The 22,006-nt window shown below is 52.9% G+C and carries 22 protein-coding genes and 2 pseudogenes; 12 read left to right on the forward strand and 12 right to left on the reverse strand.

Annotation, left to right across the window (positions count from 1 at the left end):
- Positions 1 to 19: 19 nt before the first annotated feature.
- On the reverse strand, positions 20 to 682 hold the full coding sequence (gene csgI / locus AC4ICF_RS08305; RefSeq protein WP_116340894.1) for a curli synthesis inhibitor: 663 nt from the start codon (positions 680 to 682) through the stop codon (positions 20 to 22).
- Positions 683 to 855: 173 nt separating this feature from the next.
- Between csgI and AC4ICF_RS08310 the strand changes: the two genes are divergently transcribed.
- Positions 856 to 1,269, forward strand: a complete 414-nt coding sequence (locus AC4ICF_RS08310; protein ID WP_028012609.1) for a CoA-binding protein — start codon at positions 856 to 858, stop codon at positions 1,267 to 1,269.
- 36 nt (positions 1,270 to 1,305) lie between these two features.
- On the opposite strand, the gene hspQ is transcribed toward AC4ICF_RS08310, so the two are convergent.
- Both hspQ and rlmI read right to left on the reverse strand, forming a co-directional pair.
- Positions 1,306 to 1,623, reverse strand: a complete 318-nt coding sequence (hspQ, locus tag AC4ICF_RS08315; RefSeq protein ID WP_008499919.1) for a heat shock protein HspQ — start codon at positions 1,621 to 1,623, stop codon at positions 1,306 to 1,308.
- 60 nt (positions 1,624 to 1,683) lie between these two features.
- The gene (gene rlmI / locus AC4ICF_RS08320; RefSeq protein ID WP_116340890.1) at positions 1,684 to 2,913 is read right to left on the reverse strand and encodes a 23S rRNA (cytosine(1962)-C(5))-methyltransferase RlmI; all 1,230 of its coding nucleotides are present in this window, start codon (positions 2,911 to 2,913) and stop codon (positions 1,684 to 1,686) included.
- Between the two features lie 11 nt (positions 2,914 to 2,924).
- Between rlmI and AC4ICF_RS08325 the strand changes: the two genes are divergently transcribed.
- Entirely contained in the window at positions 2,925 to 3,236 is a 312-nt protein-coding gene (locus AC4ICF_RS08325; RefSeq protein WP_316380063.1) for a recombinase family protein, read from the forward strand.
- A 9-nt stretch (positions 3,237 to 3,245) separates the two neighbouring features.
- Here the strand turns inward: AC4ICF_RS08325 and AC4ICF_RS08330 are convergent.
- A pseudogene (locus tag AC4ICF_RS08330) lies at positions 3,246 to 4,368 on the reverse strand (IS3 family transposase).
- A gap of 145 nt (positions 4,369 to 4,513) precedes the next feature.
- Between AC4ICF_RS08330 and AC4ICF_RS08335 the strand changes: the two are divergent.
- From AC4ICF_RS08335 to AC4ICF_RS08350, 4 genes are all read left to right on the forward strand, one after another.
- Positions 4,514 to 4,903: a hypothetical protein gene (locus AC4ICF_RS08335; RefSeq protein WP_240326285.1), complete on the forward strand. Its 390-nt coding sequence runs from the start codon at positions 4,514 to 4,516 to the stop codon at positions 4,901 to 4,903.
- A 233-nt stretch (positions 4,904 to 5,136) separates the two neighbouring features.
- On the forward strand, positions 5,137 to 5,787 hold the full coding sequence (locus tag AC4ICF_RS08340; protein WP_316380064.1) for a CPBP family intramembrane glutamic endopeptidase: 651 nt from the start codon (positions 5,137 to 5,139) through the stop codon (positions 5,785 to 5,787).
- Between the two features lie 2 nt (positions 5,788 to 5,789).
- The gene (locus tag AC4ICF_RS08345) at positions 5,790 to 7,043 is read left to right on the forward strand and encodes an HlyD family secretion protein (protein ID WP_439209905.1); all 1,254 of its coding nucleotides are present in this window, start codon (positions 5,790 to 5,792) and stop codon (positions 7,041 to 7,043) included.
- Positions 7,043 to 9,247: a peptidase domain-containing ABC transporter gene (locus AC4ICF_RS08350; protein WP_316380066.1), complete on the forward strand. Its 2,205-nt coding sequence runs from the start codon at positions 7,043 to 7,045 to the stop codon at positions 9,245 to 9,247. The genes AC4ICF_RS08345 and AC4ICF_RS08350 overlap by 1 nt, the downstream gene beginning before the upstream one ends.
- Before the next feature lie 129 nt (positions 9,248 to 9,376).
- Here AC4ICF_RS08350 and AC4ICF_RS08355 read toward each other — a convergent pair.
- A pseudogene (locus AC4ICF_RS08355) lies at positions 9,377 to 9,700 on the reverse strand (recombinase family protein); the annotation flags it as partial.
- Between the two features lie 174 nt (positions 9,701 to 9,874).
- Here AC4ICF_RS08355 and AC4ICF_RS08360 point away from each other — a divergent pair.
- From AC4ICF_RS08360 to yccX, 3 genes are read left to right on the forward strand one after another with little or no spacing between them, the layout of a single operon-like run.
- Complete coding sequence (locus AC4ICF_RS08360; protein WP_316380067.1) at positions 9,875 to 10,432, forward strand: kinase inhibitor; 558 nt, start codon at positions 9,875 to 9,877, stop codon at positions 10,430 to 10,432.
- A 10-nt stretch (positions 10,433 to 10,442) separates the two neighbouring features.
- Positions 10,443 to 11,231 carry a helix-turn-helix transcriptional regulator gene (locus tag AC4ICF_RS08365; protein WP_302220843.1) on the forward strand — a complete coding sequence of 263 codons (789 nt, stop codon included), beginning with the start codon at positions 10,443 to 10,445 and terminating at the stop codon, positions 11,229 to 11,231.
- Between the two features lie 11 nt (positions 11,232 to 11,242).
- Complete coding sequence (gene yccX / locus AC4ICF_RS08370; protein ID WP_116340875.1) at positions 11,243 to 11,524, forward strand: acylphosphatase; 282 nt, start codon at positions 11,243 to 11,245, stop codon at positions 11,522 to 11,524.
- Here yccX and tusE read toward each other — a convergent pair.
- From tusE to AC4ICF_RS08400, 6 genes are all read right to left on the reverse strand, one after another.
- Entirely contained in the window at positions 11,521 to 11,850 is a 330-nt protein-coding gene (tusE, locus tag AC4ICF_RS08375) for a sulfurtransferase TusE (RefSeq protein WP_028012611.1), read from the reverse strand. The genes yccX and tusE overlap by 4 nt on opposite strands.
- A gap of 69 nt (positions 11,851 to 11,919) precedes the next feature.
- Positions 11,920 to 12,471 carry a LuxR C-terminal-related transcriptional regulator gene (locus AC4ICF_RS08380; RefSeq protein WP_151412842.1) on the reverse strand — a complete coding sequence of 184 codons (552 nt, stop codon included), beginning with the start codon at positions 12,469 to 12,471 and terminating at the stop codon, positions 11,920 to 11,922.
- 10 nt (positions 12,472 to 12,481) lie between these two features.
- Positions 12,482 to 13,639: a CblD like pilus biogenesis initiator family protein gene (locus AC4ICF_RS08385; RefSeq protein ID WP_316380068.1), complete on the reverse strand. Its 1,158-nt coding sequence runs from the start codon at positions 13,637 to 13,639 to the stop codon at positions 12,482 to 12,484.
- Between the two features lies 1 nt (position 13,640).
- Positions 13,641 to 16,358 (reverse strand): TcfC E-set like domain-containing protein, encoded by a 2,718-nt coding sequence (locus AC4ICF_RS08390; protein WP_491466204.1) that lies wholly within the window; start codon positions 16,356 to 16,358, stop codon positions 13,641 to 13,643.
- A gap of 72 nt (positions 16,359 to 16,430) precedes the next feature.
- Positions 16,431 to 16,937, reverse strand: coding sequence for a CS1 type fimbrial major subunit (locus AC4ICF_RS08395; RefSeq protein WP_116340867.1), 507 nt, complete (start codon positions 16,935 to 16,937; stop codon positions 16,431 to 16,433).
- Positions 16,938 to 17,012: 75 nt separating this feature from the next.
- On the reverse strand, positions 17,013 to 17,756 hold the full coding sequence (locus AC4ICF_RS08400) for a fimbria/pilus periplasmic chaperone (protein WP_491466205.1): 744 nt from the start codon (positions 17,754 to 17,756) through the stop codon (positions 17,013 to 17,015).
- 307 nt (positions 17,757 to 18,063) lie between these two features.
- On the opposite strand from AC4ICF_RS08400, the gene AC4ICF_RS08405 reads away from it, so the two are divergent.
- Together AC4ICF_RS08405 and AC4ICF_RS08410 are read left to right on the forward strand one after the other, a co-directional pair.
- Positions 18,064 to 18,825, forward strand: coding sequence for a winged helix-turn-helix domain-containing protein (locus AC4ICF_RS08405; RefSeq protein WP_439209902.1), 762 nt, complete (start codon positions 18,064 to 18,066; stop codon positions 18,823 to 18,825).
- Positions 18,822 to 19,298: a hypothetical protein gene (locus AC4ICF_RS08410; protein WP_316380072.1), complete on the forward strand. Its 477-nt coding sequence runs from the start codon at positions 18,822 to 18,824 to the stop codon at positions 19,296 to 19,298. Before AC4ICF_RS08405 ends, AC4ICF_RS08410 begins: the two co-directional genes overlap by 4 nt.
- Positions 19,299 to 19,354: 56 nt before the next feature.
- Here AC4ICF_RS08410 and yccA read toward each other — a convergent pair whose 3' ends face one another.
- Positions 19,355 to 20,014, reverse strand: coding sequence for an FtsH protease modulator YccA (gene yccA, locus AC4ICF_RS08415; RefSeq protein ID WP_316380073.1), 660 nt, complete (start codon positions 20,012 to 20,014; stop codon positions 19,355 to 19,357).
- 269 nt (positions 20,015 to 20,283) lie between these two features.
- Here yccA and AC4ICF_RS08420 point away from each other — a divergent pair, with 269 nt between their 5' ends.
- Positions 20,284 to 21,912 carry an ABC transporter substrate-binding protein gene (locus AC4ICF_RS08420; RefSeq protein WP_316380074.1) on the forward strand — a complete coding sequence of 543 codons (1,629 nt, stop codon included), beginning with the start codon at positions 20,284 to 20,286 and terminating at the stop codon, positions 21,910 to 21,912.
- The last annotated feature ends 94 nt before the right edge of the window (positions 21,913 to 22,006 follow it).

Consider the following 22,006-nt stretch of genomic DNA (forward strand, 5'->3'; position numbering starts at 1 on the left):
AAGGCGTAAAAAATGTGGCTTATGATGAAGGTTGCTGCTTTGCCCACTGTAAAAAGCGGGCCCGCGTGTCGGGATCGGCCTGCTGGAACCAGAATTTAAGACGCTGTTCCGTCAGCGTCTGGGACTGCGGCGGAATAACGTCCAGTTCCGAGACGCCGGATAACAGCGTACTGTCGTCCGCCATCATGGTGGCAAACTGCGGAAGGGAGGCACGTTTGCCGGCTTTGTTATAGACCTGCGTCGCGGCCTCGTAGTCCGGGCTTTTCGGGGAGTGGGTCAATGCCAGAATATCCAGCTTCACCGGAATCGGCATCGCGTTCCCGTCCAGCAGCTCAACGCGCGGCGAGGCGTCAAAGGCCGCTGATTCCTTCTCCGTTTCAAGGCGAGGCAGGGTAATGTTCACCTGACTGATTTGCCGGGTGTTAAAGCTGACAATCAGCGGCGGAGAGATGTACATCCGTTGCTCATGGTTGTTCAGGCCGATCGATTTTTCGACCCGGAACACCAGCTGATGCGGCCCGTTATCTAATTCAATGCTGTCAGCACCGCGCAATAACGAGCTGGAGACCTTTTTTCCGTCCAGTACCAGGAGATCAATATCGCCAGAAAGCCGGAGCGTGGTGGCAAATACGCAGACCGGCATCACTAACGCAATCAGAGCAGTGGCAATACCGGTTTTCATAGAAGGCTCCCGTCAGAAATCCTTTCGCCGCATTAATGTATCTAAATCTTTCGATAATCACGTTTACTAACATATAGACATATTTCGCCGTTTTGCCCTCATACAACTGTATGGGATGGATGGTTGAGATGTGCGCTTTGGCGTACACTTTTAAAAAAGCCAGGAGAAAAACCATGAAAGAGAACGATATTGCCGAGATTCTGACATCCACGCGTACCATTGCGCTGGTGGGCGCGAGCGATAAACCCGACCGTCCAAGCTATCGGGTGATGAAATACCTTCTCGATCAGGGCTATCACGTTATCCCGGTGTCGCCAAAAGTGGCGGGGAAAACATTGCTGGGTCAGCAGGGTTACGCCACGCTCGCTGACGTGCCGGAAAAAATCGATATGGTCGATGTCTTCCGTAATTCCGAGGCTGCATGGGAAGTGGCGCAGGACGCTATCGCCGTAGGGGCGAAAACGCTGTGGATGCAGTTAGGTGTAATTAACGAGCAGGCCGCCGTGCTGGCGCGTGATGCGGGATTGAAGGTCGTCATGGATCGCTGTCCGGCGATCGATATTCCCAGACTGGGTCTGGCGAAATAATAAAAAAAAGCCCGTCATCGGGCTTTTTTTACACGCTTAGTTCCGCAGGCGCGGAGCCTGTAACTGTTTGCGGATAGTCTGAGCAAGTTCATCCATCGTGGGTTGTTCCGGATGCTCTTCCTGCAGCTCGCTACTCAGCTGCGCTTCGGCAAGGTAGGTATGAACGGGTTGTCCGTCGTCACCTTCCATCACCACATGGTACCAGGGCGCAGCGCGAAGCTCTGCGTTCACCGCCAGCTCGTCTGCTGACGGTTCATCAAGGGAATACTCCGGGTCGATATCCACGACCACACCCAAATACCCTAGCAAAGTGTGGCGGACCTGCTGGCCGATACCGAATTTGCTGGCAATCATAGTCACCTCCCGGGAAACACTACTTACACATTACGTGTGGGCAATATTTCTCTTTTCAAGTTACATGACGCGACAGGCAAACCCTTTCAGATACAGTCCTTCCGGGTAGGTAGCAATCACGGGGTGATCGGCTGCCTGACGGAACTGCTCTATAAATTGTACATCACGCCCGGCATCTATTGCGGCATCGGCGATGATTTTTTGGAATAAATCGGTGGTCATCAGGCCGGAGCAGGAGAAGGTGAGCAGAACCCCGCCCGGATTCAGCAGCTGGATAGCCAGCATGTTGATATCTTTATACCCGCGGCACGCGCCCATCAGCTGGCTTTTGTTTTCCACAAACTTTGGCGGATCCATCACGATGACGTCGAACTTCTCGCCCTGATCGCGATATTTACGCAGCAGCTTGAACACATCATCGCGGACAAACTCCGCTTTGCTCAAGTCCAGCTTGTTTAGCTCGACGTTCTGTTTTGCCACGTCCAGCGCTTCCTGCGAGGTGTCCACGCTGACCACCTGAGCACAGCCTCCCATCAGCGCCGAAACGGCAAAACCGCCGGTGTAGGAGAAGCAGTTCAGCACGCGTTTGTCGGCAACATACTGACGCGTAGCCAGACGGCTGTCGCGCTGGTCAAGGTAGTAACCCGTTTTGTGCCCGCCCTGAATATCCACCAGCAGCTTCATGCCGTGCTCTTCAATTGGCAGCAGGGCAGGCGGCAGTTCACCCGTGACCGGCCCCTGAGTCAGCTCCATACCCTCTTTTTTGCGCACCGCCACATCGCTGCGGTCGTAGATAGCGCATTCAGGGAACAGGGTTTGCAGCGCGCTAATCAGCGCGGCACGCTGGTATTCCGCCCCTGCGCTCAGGAGCTGCAGCACGAGGAAGTTACCGAAGCGGTCAATGGTGACGCCCGGCAGGCCGTCGGATTCACCGGCAATCAGGCGGTAGCTGTCCAGACCGTCGCGCTTTGCCAGCCAGTCGCGCCACTGCTGCGCCTGCTGAAGACGGCGGACGAAGAAATCGATATCGATGGTTTCATCTTTATCAAAGGTCCAGACGCGAGCACGGATCTGGGACGCTGGCGAGTAGGCGCCTCGCGCTAACCATTTCCCCTGGTGGTCAACGATATCAATGGTTTCACCGAGGCTGGCTTTGCCTTCCATACGGGCAACCGCGCCGGAAAAGACCCAGGGATGACGGCGCAGTAATGATTTCTCGCGCCCTTTGGTTAACACTAAACGGGAAAACCTTGTAAAATCTGTTTTTTGGCTTTCTTCTGATGTATTCATTAGGTACTCCCATGGAAAAACGCAAACTGTATAGTTATATACGTTGGTCAAGTGATAAACAGGCAAAAGGTTCATCATTGCAACGACAGTTGGAAACGGCGCGTAGAGTAGCACATGAAAACGGTTTAGAGCTTATTGAAATCATCGATGCCGGATTGTCTGCGTTTAAATCTAAGCATCTTGAAAAGGGCAGTTTAGGCGCATTTATCGAGGCAGTTAAAGAGGGGGAAGTCGCTAACGATTCATGGCTTACAGTCGAAAGTTTAGATCGGATAAGTCGCAATACAATTCTGAAAGCACAACTGATCTGCCCCCAGGTTTAGATACAACCTTCAGTTAGTAATGTCGGTTGGTTTTTCTTCATATTTCCTGTTTCGCCAGTCCGTTGCGAATTCAGCTGGTGTCTGGTAATCCAGCGATGAATGGGGACGGCACTCGTTATAATCCTGCCGCCAGTCATTAATCGTTTTCCGGGCATGAAGAACATCGCTGAACCCGTGTTCATTCAGACACTCATCGCGAAAGCGTCCGTTAAAACTCTCAATAAATCCGTTCTGCGTTGGCTTACCTGGCTGGATAAGCCGTAGTTCCACACCATGCTCAAAGGCCTATTGATCGAGCGCGCGGCAGGTAAATTCCGGGCCCTGATCGGTTCTCTTATTGTAGCCGGATAGCCCCTAAACAGCGCGATGCTGTCAAGAATACGCGTGACCTGAACGCCTGAAATACCGAAAGCAGCGGTGATCGTCAGACACTCCTTCGTGAAATCATCTACACAGGTCAGGCACTTGATCCTCTGACCGTTGGCCAGTGCGTCCATAACGAAATCCATCGACCAAGTTAGGTTCGGCGCATCCGGGCGCAGAAGCGAAAACCGTTTGGTTGCCAGCCCTTTACGGCGTCGTCTGCCTTTTACGCTCAGTCCATTAAGGTGGTAAATACGGTATACCCGCTTGTAATTGACGTGAAGGCCCTCCCGACGCAACCGCTGCCAGATTCGGCGGTAGCCAAAACGCCTGCGCTCCAGTGCCAGCTCAGTGATGCGCCCTGATAAATGCGCATCAGCTGCCGGACGCTGAGCCTCATAGCGGCAGGTCGAAAGGGACAAACCTGTAAGCCTGCAGGCACGACGTTGCGACAGACCGGTCGCATCACACATAAACTCAACGACTTCCCGCTTCTGGCCTGTCGTCAGTACTTTCGCCCCAGAGCCACCTGAAGTGCCTCCTTATCCAGCATGGCTTCGGCAAGTAGCTTCCTGAGGCGGGCGTTCTCCTCTTCAAGAGATTTGAGCCGCTTCACCTCAGGAACTTCCATGCCACCAAACTTTTTGCGCCAGGTGTAGAAAGTGGCGTCGGAAAGGGCGTGCTTACGGCAGAGCTCACGGGCAGAAACTCCGGCTTCCGCTTCGCGAAGAATACTGATGATCTGATCGTCGGAAACACGCTTCTTCATGGGGATGTCCTCATGTGGCTTATGAAGAAATAACTAACATCGGGGTATATTAATCAACGGGGAGTAGGTCAGCTGCATTTACATTTATTTACATAAATTCACTTTATCCATACATTTCTGTCGTGTGATAGTGAAATAGCACTTTATGTTAAAATGGAAAAGAGGGATTTTTATGTCAAATATCAGAGAATTAACTTTAAGTGAAATAGAACTGGTCAGTGGTGGTGGAAACTCTGGCGACCATGAACACAACTACAACAAACAATCTCAAACTGGAGCACGTAACACTCTGGGACGGAATGCACCGACACATATTTACAGTGACCCAAGCACAGCTAAATGTGGTGATGCTGTCTTCAGTGGGATGGTAGGTGGTGCAATCAAAGGTGGCCTTGTTGGAATGGCCAGAGGAACTATTGGTGGAGCAGTTGTTGGCCAGTGTCTCTCCGGTGGTGGAAATGGTAACGGAGGGGGAAACAAAGCTGGTTCCAGTAATTGTTCAGGAGGTAACTTTGGTGGTACCTGTAGCCGATAAGTAAGTATCAACGGAGGATGCTACAATGGTTATTAAAATAATGTCTTTTATCTTAAGTTTATTACTGGGTTTTGCGCTATTAAGTGGCTCCTCCATTATTGACCTATCTTGGTTTTCCTTTCCTGAGGAGTTTTCAAAGATAATAATTACATTGATCACCTTGTTTTCCACTGCTAAATTTACTGATATGATTTTAGCAAAAATAAAAACTTTCATAAAGTGACGCCCTTGTAATGAATGAGCGTACGAGCCAGTTTATATATAGTAAACAAAGCACTATCGTTTTTCTTGTAGTGGTTATTATATCAACCATTGTAACTCTATCCCCAGCCTTTACGCTGCGTTATGTCGGGCTGGACACAGCTTTTACTATTGTTTTCATTACAGAGATTCTAATTTCTACTTTCGTTTATTTGTTTTGCCTGAAAAATATCCCTGGGTGTCGAATAAAAGTAAGTGCAAGCCCAGCCTCAGTAAAATTTTCAGCTGCGTCATTTCTTATAATTATTTTTATACAACTTGCTGTTTATTGCTACAGAGACTATTTATACCATTACGAACCATCACAGATAAACTGGATCACAGTTTTAGTGATGACAATAGTAGTACCCTATTATGAGGAAATTATCTACAGAGGATGTGCCTTCGAAGTTGCATGCTCAATTTACCGGAAGAATCTGGTTATTCCGTGTGTAATAACATCTTTGTTTTTTTGTCTAATGCATGGACAGTATTATGATATGCTGGATCAGATCATTCTGTTTTTTGTTTCGATGTTATTGTTCGCGGTTAAAATAAAAAGCAAATCTCTTTTCTATCCTATATTGATACACTCAGGCATGAATGGGTTTGTTATATTGTTAAATATTCAGAACGTTTTATAACTATGAGTATATTCAGGGAGGAAGCATTAAATCATCATAATGATACCGGGTACGGAGATATTGTCTTACCCGCTTCATTCGGCATGTCAGTATGCGCCGTTACTACAATATTCTTGGTTCTGAGCGTCGCATTATTCGTTTATTTTGGTAGCTATACTCGCAAGGCACATCTTACAGGCATCGTTATGCCTTCATCCGGACTGGTGAAAATAACACCTCAATATGCAGGGTACGTCACGGGACAGACTGTTTCAGAAGGTCAGCACGTCATTGCAGGTGAGTCCGTTTACCATATCAGCGGCGAGCATTATAACGAACAGGGCACAGGTACGCTGGCTGCCATGAGCATATCCTTGAGAACTCAATATGCCATGCTGTCTTCTCAACAGGCTCTGGAATTGCGTGACAACAGTCAGCAGCAGCAAGCCATACAACAGCGAATTGTCTCCCTGAAACCTCAGATTAACAGTGCAGAGCAGCGTTTGTCGCTTGCCGAGCATCAGGTTGCGCTGGCTGTGTCCGTCATGGAACGCTATAAAAAACTTGCCGGCACGCATTACGTTTCTGATATCGAATACCAGCAGAAACAGATTGACGTCTCCACGGCACAGCAAAACGTTGAGGATCAACGTCAGGGGCTTCTGCAACTACACACAGCAATGGAGTCTGCTGAAGATGATCTTACCCATCTCATCGTACAGGGCGAAAGCCGGAAAGCTGAACTGGACAGGCAGTTGCAGGGTATAAGACAACAGCAGGATGAACTGGCCGGACAGGAGCATTTTACGCTGAACGCTCCAGTATCCGGAACCGTTGCCGCCGTTCTGATCAGACAGGGACAGTCGGTCAGGGCATCTGAACCTGTCATGACGCTTGTCCCCGACAATGCTCGTCTGCAGATAGAACTCTATGCCACCAGTCAGAACGCTGGCTTCGTCCAACCGGGGCAACGTGTTGCCCTCCGATTCGCCGCTTTCCCCTATCAGAAGTTTGGTGTTCAGTACGGGACTATTCGAGAGATAAGCCGTACAACGCTGACGCCGTCAGATTTAATCTCCGTATCCCCTGTCACCTGGAAGGAGAATGAAGGGCACTACCGTGTCATTGTCGAACCTGAGAATACTTTTATTCTGGCTTATGGAAAAAAAGAACCTCTTCGACCCGGTATGACCCTTGAGGGGGACGTCAGTTTGGATACGCGTCATTTGTGGGAGTGGCTTACAGAACCGCTCTGGAGCCTGAAAGGAAAACTGTAATGGGATCACTGAACTGGACAGGGAAAAGACGGCTTCCCCTCATCCGCCAGACAGAGTCAGCGGAGTGTGGCCTGGCGTGTCTGGCAATGATGGCCAGCTGGCACGGTCTGCAGACGGATCTACCCACGCTCCGTGAACGCTTCAGTATCAGTACTCAGGGAATGACCCTGCAGAGACTGATTGAATGTGCAGCCGGTATCCATTTGTCTTCCCGCGCCGTCAGGCTGGAGCCGGAAGACCTGAAGTCTCTTTCTTTACCCTGTATTCTCCACTGGAACATGAATCATTTCGTTGTACTTCATAAGGTTCGCGGTAGCAGGCTGGTTATACATGATCCCGATAAGGGGAAGGTGACAATTTCCCTGACGGACGCAGGGAAGCACTTCACCGGCGTCGCGCTGGAGCTGATGCCAGCCAGCGATTTCACCGCCAGGGATGAAAGAAAGAAAATTCGTCTGCGCCAGCTGACAGGAAAAACACCCGGCCTGCTGCCGGCAATGTCACGCATCATCGTTTTTGCCCTGGCACTGGAGATACTGACATTAGGAAGTCCTCTTCTCAACCAGTTGGTGATTGATGAGGTCCTGGTTGCCGCCGATCGAAGCCTGTTGACCGTTATTATCATCGCCCTGTTGTTGCTGTCACTTACCCAGATGCTGCTGTCGCTGGCCCGTCAGTGGGCCAGTCTCACCCTGTCTGTTAATTTTAATATGCAGTGGACTGCCCGGGTGTTCCATCATCTGGTCCGTCTCCCTCTCTCCTGGTACGATGCACGCAGTAAGGGGAGTATTAACGCGCGTTTTGATGCGGTAGATACCATCCAGCAGGCGCTGACCACGCAGGTACTTGAAGGCATTCTGGATGTGCTGCTTGTGGTGACTGCACTCTGTATGATGTTGTTATACAGTCCTGAAATGACGCTGATAGCGGTACTGGCAGCCGTCATCTACGGCGTGCTGAGAGTGCTCTGGTATCCGTCTCTTCGACAGTCTGCAGAAGACGCTTGGGATGCTGGTGCCAGGGAATCAGGATATTTTCTTGAAACCCTTAACGGGATCCTAAGCCTGAGAATAAACGGTGTGACTGCATTTCGGGAAGCCGCCTGGCTGAATCTCAACGTCACCCGGAGAAATACGCAGTTGCGCCAGAGTCGTCTGCTGATGTGCTATGACATTGCGCACACCTTGACCGGCAGTGTGGTATCGGCGGTTATTTTGTGGAAGGGTGCTGGCGAGGTGATGAATGGCACTTTTACTGTCGGTATGTTGGTTGCCTATTTGTCTTATCAGATGCGTTTTTCTTCGAGTATTAGCAGCCTTACTGACAAGTTTTTTTCCTGGCGAATGCTTGATGTTTATAATGAGCGTCTGGCTGACATTGTGCTAACCCAAACAGAAGGGCATCAGCAACGGTCCGTTCATGAAGATGTCAGTACTTCTGTCATTACCTCCGTAGTCAGTGGGACTCCGAAAGCTCATCCCCCGTTATCTATCGAGCACATCGTATTCAGCCACAAGGGCGGGAACAAACCGATACTTCGCGGAATTTCACTGGTGCTTCAGCCAGGTGAAGTAGTGGCCATTACGGGTAAATCTGGGTGCGGAAAATCGACGCTGGTAAAACTTATCTTGGGAATTCATATTCCTGATGAAGGGACAATCAGAACATTTGGCATACCGCAAACGCACCCCGATTATTTTCAGGTACGACGGCGGATTGGTACCGTATTGCAGGATGATCACCTTTTCAGAGGATCCATTGCAGATAACATCATTTTCTTCAGCGAAGACCGCAATCAGGAAAGAATGATCCAGTGTGCCCGTCTGGCGCTAATTGACACTGATATCATGGCAATGCCGATGGGATATCAGACATTAATCGGTGAAACCGGTGGTGTACTCTCCGGAGGGCAAAAGCAACGTATTTTGCTGGCAAGAGCGTTGTACAAACAACCGGGGTTTTTGTTACTGGACGAAGCGACCAGCCACCTTGATGTTGAGAGTGAAATACAGATAAGCCAGACACTACGCCAGTTGGGGCTACCTGTCCTGCTGGTTGCCCATCGCCCGGAAACCATTGCCTCTGCCGACCGGGTTCTGTATCTCGCAGATGGATATTTGGAAGAACAAAAATGCCAGTACACAGGTAATAACGATTATATAGTTTATGAAGCCAATGATGATAATGTGGTTAAGGAGACCTGACTATGGAATATGCTATATTCAGCGGGATATTTACACTCGCATGACCAAAAGAAAGTATGCAATATCTGCACCTTGCTCAGGGCGGGCGGTCATATCCGAGAGCATTCTTCCGATCTAATTCAAATATAATTAGCTTACTAACTCCTTCTTAATGCGGTAGAACGTTGCACGGCTGATACCTGCAGCTTTCATGATGTGGGCTGGTTTAACATTCTGCGCCAGCATTTCACGCACTGTATCACGGGCTTCCATATCTTTTTCTTTTCCCGTATACAAGCCTGCCTGTTTTGCTCTTTCGATCCCCTGTGCCTGGCGTTTACGGCGGGTTTCATAATCTTGTCGTGCCATTGTCGCAAGGATATCGATCATCATAGCATTGACGGCCCGAAGAATGCCGCTGGTAACGTCGTTACCGTACATTTCAACCATCTGCCAGCTTGTTGGCAAATCCATTATTTGCTGTTCTGTCGATTTCAGGGAGATGGCGCGTAGAGTAGCACATTCAGCCAGGCGCAATCATCTGCGGATGCCGTTGAGCGTTTCGGCACAAAATCAAATCGCTTAAGCACATTACGATATTGCAGCCAGCATTACAGTGGGGCTTCCGGTACAGCAGAGGGAGCACCTATGAAAAAGCGAAGTGTGATCGCATTAGCCGCTCTGGCGGCAATCAGTTTTCAGGTTTCAGCGGCAACGCCTTTCAGCATCACCAGTCAGGATATTTCCGGCGAGCGCCATTTAGCGCAGCCGCAGGTATTCGAGGGATTCGGCTGCCACGGCGGTAACCAGTCCCCGCAACTGGCGTGGAAAAGCCCGCCCGCCGGTACGCAAAGTTTTGCCGTTACGGTATATGACCCGGATGCCCCCACCGGCAGCGGCTGGTGGCACTGGACCGTAGCCAATATTCCCGCGAAGACAACGACGCTGCCCGCTGGGGCCGGAAACCCTAATGGCGAGAAATTACCTGCCGGTGCGGTGCAGGGGCGTAATGATTTCGGTTATTCTGGATTCGGCGGCGCATGTCCGCCCGCAGGAGATAAGCCTCACCGTTATCAGATTACCGTCTGGGCGCTTGACGTGGATAAACTGCCTGTCGACAAAAATGCCAGCGGCGCGCTGGTCGGCTTTATGCTTAATAGTCACGTTCTGGCAAAGGCGCAGTTAACCGCAACCTACAGCAGATAAGGATGAACCGGTGCAGGAGTTCCATTTTCGACATAAACACCTGACGGCGGGTGAAGTGACCGCCAGCAAAATGCATCGCCTGCACCAGGTTAAGCTCTTTTTTCCGGCCATTTGTCATATCACGCATGGCAGCAAGGTGATTGTGCAGGACGACAACCGACTGGTGGCAACCCGGGATGAGCTGATTATTATCCCGGCCAATACGGCGATGGAGATTATCAATCAGCCTGTAAACGGTCTGTTTCACTCGGATTTGCTGATGTTGTCCCCGGAGATCGTCGCCGAGTTTAAGACGCATTACCTGAAATCCTGGCCGCGCACGACGCTGCATTCGCTTTGTGCTCCGCTGAGCGAAGGGCTGGCGTTTATGTGGGATAACCTGCTGCACGCCGTGCGTCAGGAGCTACCGGAGGCGTTGCAAAAACATCAGGCCTTCGGTTTGTTGCTGGCCTTGCTGCATGACGGCGTGGCAGGTCCGCTGCTTGTTGAGCGGAGCAGTAACCTGACAGAGCAGGTGCGGCAGTTCATTATGCTGTCGCCCGCCAGAGCCTGGACCGCGCAGGACGTCGCCAGCCGTCTCGCATTAAGCGTACCGACGCTGCGCAGGCGGTTACGCGAGGAGTCGCAGAGTTTTCGCCAGATTGTCGAGGAGGTGAGGATGGCCGTTGCTTTGTCGCAGCTACAGTCAACCCGATTACCGATTGGCGAAATCGCATTACAATGTGGGTATCTTTCCAGCTCTCGTTTCACCGCCCGTTTCCGGCAGCACTATGGTTGTTTGCCGAAAACGCTACGTTAAGGAGAAGAAAAATGTCAAAAGTCTGCACCATTGCCTGGGTTCACGGCGTCGTTCAGGGCGTCGGGTTCCGCTACAGCACTCAGCGCGAGGCCGTTCAGCTTGGGCTTACGGGATACGCGCGAAATATGGACGACGGCAGCGTTGAGGTGGTCGCCTGCGGCGAAGCGGAGCAGGTCGACAGGCTGGTGGCGTGGCTTAAGGCGGGCGGGCCGCGCAGCGCCCGGGTTGATAAAGTCTTAACGGAACCGCATCAACCCGGCCGGGAGTACGTTAACTTCGGTATACGCTACTAAATGCACTTCACCGGTTTTGGCAGGCCGGCAATTTTAGTGGCCTGTTTTGCCGGGCCTTTCGGGAACAGGCGATACAGATAGCGGCTGTTGCCTTTCTCTTCGCCGAATTTGTTGGCCATCGCCTTGACCAGCATGCGGATCGCCGGAGAGGTGTTGAATTCGAGATAGAATTCACGCACGAAACGGACTACTTCCCAGTGTTCGGGAGAGAGGGCGATGCCTTCGTTTTCGGCGATTTTCTCCGCCAGCGGCTCGCTCCATAGCGTCGTGTCTTTCAGATAGCCTTCGCTATCGGTCTCAATTTCCTGGCCTGCAAAAATGAACATAGTGCTCTGTCGATAAAGTAAAAACCGCCCCTAGTCTAGCAAATAAGGGGCGGAGTGAGAAACCTCGACCTACAGAAGAAGCTGGAGCAGATTATTGGCATTAAGCTTTTTCAGTGCGTTGCATTTATACGTTGATACCTGTTTTTCGCTCATCTGCGTCATATGCGCGACATGCCTTACCGATTGTCCGTTCACCAGCCTGTCGAGAACGTTGAACTCCATGCCCGTCAGGCAACAATTCAGGGTCCGCACCCGGCGGGGCTCTCTGGCAAGCAGATATGCCGCATCCGCAACGGCAATCCGGTCGTCAATGATATATAAGGTCAGCGCGGCAAACCGCTTTCGCAGATGGGTAGCCAGCGCCCAGCCTTTTTCATTGCACACCAGATACACCGTTCCTTCCCAGCGCCTGGCCTCCAGCTGCAGCAGAATGTCGACCAGCGCCAGATGCGCCCCCGAGACGGAAAAGCGGCAGCGAACAACGAGGGTGTCGCAGGCCAGCAGCGAACGGCACCACTTTACAGTACCGCTCTCAACCTGCGTCTGAGCGTTACGACGCAGAAGGGCATAGCGCAACCCTTCTGCATAAAAACGATTATTGTCGAGAATGGCGTAACTCACGATGGCCTCTTTATAAGGTACTGGGCGTATAGATAACGCGCAGCGTGCCGGTGTAATCCCCGGCATTTTTACTGCTGGCAGCAAACGCGGGCGTTTTCAGAACGATGGGGGCGGGGACACAAAGTACGCTCTCCCGTCCACCCGGCAGTACAACCTGACGCAGATATTGCGGGTCATTAGTGCCCTGCCAGACCAGCGTTTTGCCATTCGCCGCGGTTTCTGCTGCGCCCGTTACCGGGTTGATCACCGTAACCTGATAATCGAGCCGATCCCGCGCTTCGGTCTGGCTTCCACCGCGTCGTCTGACGGAAAACGCCCCCTCAGTACGGCCCGTTGCCGCTAAACCGTCATCCTCAAAGCGCAGATAGACGCGCGTGCTGGCACTGTTTTTGCCGTCATACAGGCACATATCCAGCGCGCTCTCGCCCTGGATTTCGCTGCCGCCGGGCCGCCCCGGAAAATGGGTCAGATTGAGGTTAACCATCGGGGTTGAGTGGGGGAACGCCGGCAGATAAATCTGCTGGTTACCCGGATCGACCACCTCAATACGTATCGTCGCCTGCCAGCGGGCAATGGTGAGGTAGCCTGGGCATCCGACGTTGGCATCGTTAAAGTTGCCCCCGCACTCGGCGCTTCCCCATTCGCGCAGGTTCTGCTTCAGCGTTGCGGTCCAGATACCCGGCTGGGCGAGCTTGTCCAGTTCGCCTTTAACGATGTAAAAATCAAAATAGGGCTCCCGCTTCCAGGCCGAGAGAATGTCGGTTCCGCCGGTGACAAAGCTGGCAAAGGTGAAAGTTATATTATTGAAAAACATATGTTTTTCACCATAGACCTTCACATCTGCAGTTTTATTTGTCGACGCGTTGGTAAAACGCAGCGTAATGGCGTAGGGGGCGGCCGGGTTCGCGGGAAACCAGACCGGTGCTGTCATACACGCCCCGTACGTCGGGTCGGTGCGGGACTCGCAGGTCAAGGTGTTGCGTCCCCACTTTTGCGGGTCGATAGTGTCGTAACCGCTCGGTTCATGGACCCAGATATCAAAACGCGCAGGCGGCACCGCGCGATCGTAGCTAATCCCTACGCTGGAGTTTCTTCCGGCAGGGACTCCCGCCAGCGTCTGGCAGCTCCACAAGGTCAAAAAAAGCAAAATAAAGAGGTAGTTGTTCACATCATTTCCCTTTGGTGAGGTGCTCTGCATTCATGGCCGTAGGCCCCGTCGGCACGTTACGTCCGGCGAGCATCAGTTGCGCCTGGTGCTGGACCGAATCCGGCAGGGCGGAGAAGGTGAGTTCCCGACACGGGATCGACCCGACGTAACGCACCACGTCGCGCATGCTTTTTACGCTCAGCTCACACTGATAAAACTGCTGCTGACGCACCAGATAAAGGTTGCGGAGCAGGGCGTCGCTCTGGGCGCTGAAACCGCCATTGCCGAGATCGTTCCAGCCGTTCACGTTAAGCGGCACGCCGCCAACGAACGGTGAATGATGTTCGTCAGTGAGCTGGCCGAGCCAGGTGTAGCGGGTGGTGGTTTGCACGTCCCGGCGAAGCATTTTGCCCGGCACCATAAAGAGCGTTCGGCTCCCGGAACCCTGCGTGATTTCACTGCTGGCACCTGATGAGACGTTCAGCGACTCATTAACCGTCAGCGTTGTTGGCTGATAACCAGGCACCGCAAAAAGGGCGCGGCTGTTGGCCGGGATATCCGCGCTGCCGCCGTTATCCAGCGAGACGGCGACGCGTGAATCCCGGGAGTCCTCAGGCGTAGCCACGTTTACCGCAACGGCAGAAGCCGGGCGTCCGTCGCCCCAGCGGCCAAGCCACAGCCCGGAGCGCGACAGGGCGAGGGTGGAGCTGTAGTTGCCGCTGCTGCTTAACGTATGGCGCCGATCCTGGCGATCCCACGCGTCGCTCACCGTCAGGCTGGCGTTACCAAAACGTCCGCCCTGGCGCGTATACGCCGAGGCGTTGAGCGAATCGCTGTTGATCCCCGACGCGCTCAGGCCGTATTCATTCTCGCCGCGCGCGTCGGCATACCAGTTATGCGCCACGTTGTAGCTCAGCTGGTTTTTCTGATTCTGCTGGTGCTGCCAGGTTGCCCCAAGCGAGGTATAGCCTGACGCATCGCCCTGACGCTTATGCGCAAGTGAGAGGCTAACGCTCAGATAGCCGCCTTTGTCTTTCCCGTCGCGAGAGTGGTCGTTGCGCATAAACAGGTTAATGCTGCTGTTGATGTTCAGACCGCGCGCGCTAAAGGTATTACTCAGCCCGCCCTGCCAGGCCTGCGTGCGGGAGTGGGTCACATACACCGGCTCCCACGGCAGGCCAGCGTCGTGACGATCGTCATGGTCAGGCAGTTCCCGGCGCGTAACGTAGCGCCCTTCGTTGCGGTTATCCGAATACCCCAGGTTGGCGTACCACGTGCCAACAGGCACGGAGAACATGACCGAGAGGCTACGATAACAGCCGTTGACGGCGTCAAAACCTGCGCTGCGGGTATTACAATTTTCAGCGGATAACGCGTTGCGGTAGAAGCTCAGCGAAAACCCGTCGTTATAGCTGATTTGCTGAATATTGCCGCGCTGACCCCTGCTGCCGTAGAGGTGGCTAAAGCGCGTGCTTAACACCCCGTCGATCGGACCCGCGTTAAAGCCGCGGCTCCAGTCGAGGGCATTTTCCAGAAAATGTTGTCTTTTCAGGACGGTTGCGCCGCTGGTCAGCGCCAGCGTCGGGGTTACGGGCAGGCGTACGCCCGCCTGCGCGACCGGGCTGCGTACGTCATTAGGATCGTTATTGGCCGTTTCTCCTGTCTGCATAAACCACTCGACGCGGTCGAATGGCGTAATGCCCGTACGGGTAAACGGAACCTGCTCGGTACGCGTCAGACGGTTATTTTCGTAAACTGACAGCGTCACGGTATAGCTTCCATCAGGAAACGCGCGGGTATCCAGGGTTTGCGCCCCGGCATTGAGGTAAAAGCTGGCCAGAAGCTCCTTGCCGCGGCGCGCGTCGATGCGCGCATCGTGCGAAAGCAGCACCGTAACGGGCGTGCCCTTCGATTGCTGAACCGGGTTGATCCAGGCCCGGGTCGAGCCCGCGCGCAGGCCACGAATTTTGCCCAGCGGCAGTTGGCTGAGGTTAATATTTCCCCCGGCGTTGCTGAACAGATCGCGCGTATCCATCTCGCCTATCTGTGCATAATATTCACGCCATAAATCCTGGCGGAACCAGACATTGTTAACGGTTATTTCCTGCTGCTGCTGGTGACGCGAGCGTTGTCCCAGCCAGGTCCAGTCGAGGTTAAGATAGCCGTCCCGGGTCAGCGCCAGTGCCCCGTTGCCCTGAATGGTGGCGGACTGATAATCCCTGTCGGCAACAAAATTGATATTTTGCTGATGAATCAACGCATTCTCGGTCTCCTGCGTGGGCTGATACCACTGGTTTTCCACCGAGGGCTTTGGCAAAAAGCGCTTATCAAAAAACAGGTTTATACGGGCATTGTTTTCGTCATAGATGATGGCCGCACGGCGGGTTTCGAGATAATCACACCCCGTCGCGGAGCCGTTGCTGCTGCAGGCCAGGTTGCCGTTACGGGCAAGCGGAACGGCCAGCGCCGCGGAAACGGAGCCGATAAGGGCAGGATCGTCATTAAACTGACGTTTGATGGCCGCGACCACGGTTTCAGGCGCGACAAAACTGACCGTTTCAAGATTGATATCGGTTTCAAAAAGGTCAAGCGACTCGCCGTATAAGCTCACTTCTGTCCACATGCGCTGCGTTTTTGCCAGGTCCTCGAATCCGGCCGGGACGGCCATCTCAGCGCAGGCGAGGTGGACAGATGCGGGTAATAAAGCAACAAAAAGGAGAGTATTTCTGTGAAACGCCATGAACGAGCCTCGACATCATCCTGACGTCAGAGGGCGGGCGCCCTCTGACGTTATTCCTTAGGTGCTGTGGTGTTACGCACCGCCTTCCGTGGTGGTCGCCTGAGTCAGCATCAGGCTCACAACGCCGCTGTACTGGCCGGTTTTCAGAATGCCTTTGGTAGTCTGGGAAATGGTCAGAGGCAGAACCGCAGAACCGTTTTCGACGCTGCCCGGGAACAGTTCGGTTCCGGTAAATTCGGCATCGGTGGTGGAGAGGGTTTTATCACCGAGAAGCACCGTCATCGGTACAATCTGATCCCCATCTGTGTTGGTGAGCTTAGCTGCGCTAACGAGGCGTACTTTGACGTTACTGGTAGCGGAGTTGGACCATACCTTGGTGTTCAGGCGGTAGCTTTCCAGGCCACGACCCGGCAGATACTGCATGTCGATGCTGGCTGGCAGCGGCGTGTTATCGGCCTGGGTCATATCCAGCTGTGAATCAACGCTGGCGTTGACGGTAATATCTTTCTGAATCGCCAGCGCGCTGGCAGATGTGGTCATCGCGGCAACGATCATCAGAGGTTTAATAAATTTACGCATTGATATCTCCATATTTTACAAATGAGCACCCTGGCTCTTTAAACAAACCACAAGGGTTCTTACAGTGACGTCGTGTTATTGCACGACGGGTAAGTCAGCTTCTTCAGCGGTTTTTTTCACCCAGTTGAAGTAGCGGAATTTGTATTTCTTGCCGTTTACCTGATTAAGCGTTTTTAATTTCCGCTCGGTATCCGGGTAAATCGTGGCGTCTTCTTTAATCCATTTACAGGTGTCGTCTGACTGACAAATACCTATCTCCCTGAGCGGCACGCGCAGGGTGCCGGCATTAGTGACGGTCCCCCGTGCGGGATTGATATGCAGCGAAACGCGCTCCGTGGCAGGGGCCAGATGTACCAGCGCCCCCCAGATAACATTGACCCCTAGCCTTGCCGTCGCTGCCGTGCTTTCGGGCTGGCCGGGAATAATGCTGTCCGGCTGTTTTACCCCTTCAAAATAGACTCGCCAGGTGGTCTCTTTTTCCGGCGGCGTCAGTGAAACAAGGCGCACCACGCGCATTGCGCCTGCCGCCAGGGCAAATTTATCGGGCGTCACCACGACGCCGCCTTCCTTCCACGAAGCAACGTCAATCTCTTTTTCCTGGGCCGTTCCGGGGTTAAGAATTTTCTTTTGCCTGACCCGGATGAACTGAATATCATCCGTTTTCGATGCCACTTTTATTTGCGCTGCGCCGGTGCTATCCACGTTAAGTTCCATTGGATAGACGCTCATATTGGCCATTGTCATTTCTGAGAAAAATGACAGCGACAGCGCGGCGACATAAAACGCGGTTGTCATATTCACTTTTTGTTTCTGTTTCACATTCAACCTGCCTGCTCTGAGTTCTTGTACGGTTTTTAACACCAGGACACCGTCTGCTTTCGTATCGCTTCAGGGCAGGGAAACTTTAACCAGAACAGCAGGTTGTGAAAATTTGTATTAGTTAACCGCTGATATACAGTGATTTATCCTGCTTTGATGGGCTTAAAGTTGTATAGTTAAAAGAAAATGCCGCTACCCAGGATGGGGAGAAAATTCCTGTTGATGAAAAAACAACCTGCTCAGGAAGTGATTTTCTTGCCGATGTCACAGGGATAAAAACGCCTGCGGTAATAGCTGAGAGTGAAATATGTTTTTTATATGCAATAATTCGTTGTTATTTGATCCTGAAGCACATGCAATTAGTCTTGTTGGTCAACCGGAGTCTGTATTAACGCTCTCGGCGCCAGCCGTTCGCCTTTTGCAGGAGTTTATTCGTCATAAAGGGCACGATCTGAGTCGGGAAGAATTAATTACGCGCGTCTGGGAGGAGTATGGCTTTACGCCGTCTGGAAATAACCTCAACAAAGCGGTCAGTGAATTACGGAAAGGCTTCCAGTCCCTCGGTGAACATCACAATTTTATTGTGACGATACCCCGGTATGGATTCCGTTTTGTTGCCGATGTGATTTGCCAGCCTGCGCAAACCGTTCACCCTGCTGAACCGCAACCGCACTCTGTTGTGGTGCCGCCAGAGGCAAAACGTCAGCGTATTTCTCTGAAATGGGGCGCCGCGGCGGCGGTATTGTTAGCATCATCACTGGGGTTAGGCCTGCTGTTTAACCAGCAGCAGAAGATTGCTCTACCGATGACGCCAAAGCCCGTCGCGCAAAAAATAGCGGGCTGCAGCATCTGGCTTATTAACGATCATGGCCGGCTACTGGTGCTCTCGAAACTGGCGGCGCTGCTGGAGGCGAATAACGTGGCGTGCGCGCGCGAAGCGTACAATATCTATTATTTCAGCGCCAGCTTTAACCTTGCAGCTGCGGATGAAGTCTTTATTGGTGCATGCCCGGTCAATAAAACCAGCCTGTGCAAAACCATTCGCTATAAAAGTGGGGCAGAAAAATGAAAACTAAACTTCTGTTCGCCGCGGGCGGTGCGCTTGTCGGCGGCGCGCTGGCGCTGTTTATCTATTCGGGCGGCCTGTATAAGCGTGATGCGCTGGCCTGCAGTACGGAATTTAACTTTACGCGCAACGAGGGAAAAGCGAATGAGGTCCGGGTCAATACCGTGGCTCAGTTCTATTTTCATCGGGACGGTACCGGCTTTACAACGTACAAAGGGGCTGCCATGGCTGAAGGCCGGGGCATGATCGTTGACAGGGATGTGGATTTTACCTGGTCGCGACGGGATGATGATAACGTTATCGTGTTGAGCTACACCAAAACCTGGCGTCGGCATAATGACAATACCCCGGACGAAAAGTGGGGAGGCTTTGCGAGGCCGACAGCCCGCTATTACCTCACGATCTCCGAGCTCGAACCCGCCGTGTGGCTGATACAGGACCGGCTCTATCCCACCTATATTTGCCGCGGTGACTAGGGCATAAAAAAAGGAGAATGCCTGAGGCATTCTCCTTTTTGTTTCAGCAGGTCAGCTTAATCCCGGCTGGCGAAGCCCAGGATGCTCAGCAGGCTGACGAAGATATTGTACAGCGACACATAGAGGCTCACGGTCGCGCGAATGTAGTTGGTCTCACCGCCGTGAATGATGTTGCTGGTTTCGTACAGGATCGCGCCGGATGACAGCAGGATAAACACCGCGCTGATTGCCAGGTGCAGGGCAGGCAGCTGCAGGAAGATGTTTGCCACCATGCCAATCAGCACTACCACGATACCCGCCATCAGCATACCGCCGATGAAGGACATATCCTTGCGCGTAGTCAGCACGTAGGCCGAGCAGCAGAAGAACACCAGCGCGGTGCCGCCCAGCGCCATGCCAATCACGTCGCCCATGCCGGCAGACAGGTACGCGTTCAGGATCGGCCCCAGGATATACCCCAGGAAGCCGGTGAAGGCGAACGCGGACAGAATACCGACCGGTTTGTCAGCGGTTTTGTAGGTCAGGAACATCAGACCATACATGCCCACCAGGGTCAGAATCAGCCCCGGAGACGGCAGCATCAGCACGGTGCTGGCGGTAGCGGTGATCGCCGAAAACGCCAGCGTCAGGCTAAGCATGAAGTAGGTGTTGCGCAGCACCTTGTGGGTACTGAGTAGCGATGTGCGGTCGCGTGAGGAAGTAATTATACGATCCATGAGTCACTCTCTTATGACAGATGTAATTAACGGAAAGAATAGGAAACGGCGCGTCAGTCTCAAAGTGGTTTTACCCATCTTTACTCAGCAGGTTAGCGCCGGAGCTGGTTATTTCTTCTGCAGAAATACGTTTCATCAGTATGAACAACGGTTTGTCGAGATTAATCAGATCAACCTCTTATAGGTTACTGAAAAATATTGCTTTATTACCATAAGGCCGCTAAGAGTTATTTCCGGATCGTCACAAAACAGACAATAAGGCGAAGGAAATGAAACCACAAACACGCACGCGCTTTACGCTCACTTTACTCACCGCAGGGATCCTGTGCGCCAGCACGGCGACCTGGGCGGCGAATGTGCCGGCAGGAACCGCGCTGGCCGAAAAACAGGAACTGGTCAGAAACAACGGTAGCGAACCGGCCTCGCTCGACCCGCATAAAGTCGAAAGCGATGTCGAATTTAATATTATCAGCGATTTATTCGAAGGGCTGGTGAGCGTTTCCCCGTCAGGGGAAATTCAACCACGGCTGGCAGAAAAATGGGAGAACAAGGACAACACCGTCTGGACGTTCCACTTGCGTCCGGGCATCACCTGGAGCGACGGCACGGCGATTACCGCAGAGGATGTGGTCTGGAGCTGGCAGCGTCTGATCGACCCTAAAACGGCTTCTCCCTATGCCAGCTATCCGGGCAACATGCATATCGCCAACGCGGCCGATATCGCTCAGGGGAAAAAATCCCCCGACACGCTGGGCGTAAAAGCAATTAACGACACCACGCTGGAAGTGACGCTCACCCAGCCCAACGCGGCGTTTCTGGCGATGCTGGCGCACCCGTCGCTGGTGCCAGTGGATAAAGTGCTGATTGGCCGTTTCGGCGAAAAGTGGACTAAACCGGAGCATTTCGTCAGCAGCGGCGCGTATAAACTGTCTCAGTGGGTGGTCAACGAACGCATTGTGGCGGAGCGTAACCCGCGCTACTGGGATAACGCGCATACCGTCATCAACAAGGTGACCTACCTGCCCATCACCTCGGAGGCCTCCGATGTGAACCGCTACAAAGCGGGCGAAATTGATATTGTGTACACGGTGCCGATTAACCAGTTTGCCCAGCTCAAGAAAAACCTGGGCAGCCAACTGGATGTTTCCCCGCAGTTGGCGACCTATTACTACGAATTCAACACCACCCGGCCGCCGTTCAACGACGCGCGGGTGCGTAAGGCGCTAAATATGGCGCTGGATAAAGACATCATTGCCGGAAAAGTGTTAGGGCAGGGACAGCGCCCGGCGTGGCTGATTAGCCAGCCGGACATTGGCGGGGTCAAGCTGCAGAATCCGGATTATGCCAGCTGGCCGCTGGACAAGCGCATTGCTGAGGCGAAAAAGCTGCTCAACGAGGCCGGGTATAACGAAAGCCATCCTCTGCGCTTCAACCTGCTCTATAACACCTCTGAATCGCACCAGCGCATCGCGATTGCAGCCAGCTCTATGTGGAAGAAAAACCTCGGCGTAGACGCGAAGCTGCAAAACCAGGAGTGGAAAACCATGCTGGACACCATGCACACCCACAACTTTGACGCGGTGCGCTACGCCTGGATTGCTGACTATGACGACGCGGCGACCTTCCTGAACAACTTCCGTACCGGCGACAGTGAAAACACCAGCCAGTACAGCAACCCGGACTACGATCAAGCCTTGATCAACGCCGCAAAAGCCAAAACGCCGGCAGATCGGGGTAAGTTCTACCAGCAGGCGGAAGACCTGTTGGGCCGTGATGTGCCGGCCATTCCGGTTTATCACTACGTCCGTACGCACCTGGTCAAACCGTGGGTCGGTGGCTTTACGCCGGATAAGCTGGGGTACTACTTCACAAAAGATATGTACATCAAAAAGCACTAAGCGAGAGGGCTGGATTTTATGCTGGTAAAATCGCCGATATGTTGTCAGTTCAACCGATTAAACACGTTTTGGCTATTTTTACAGCGAACGAGTG

The organism is Enterobacter sp. ECC_219_Taxon_10, from assembly GCF_058354905.1.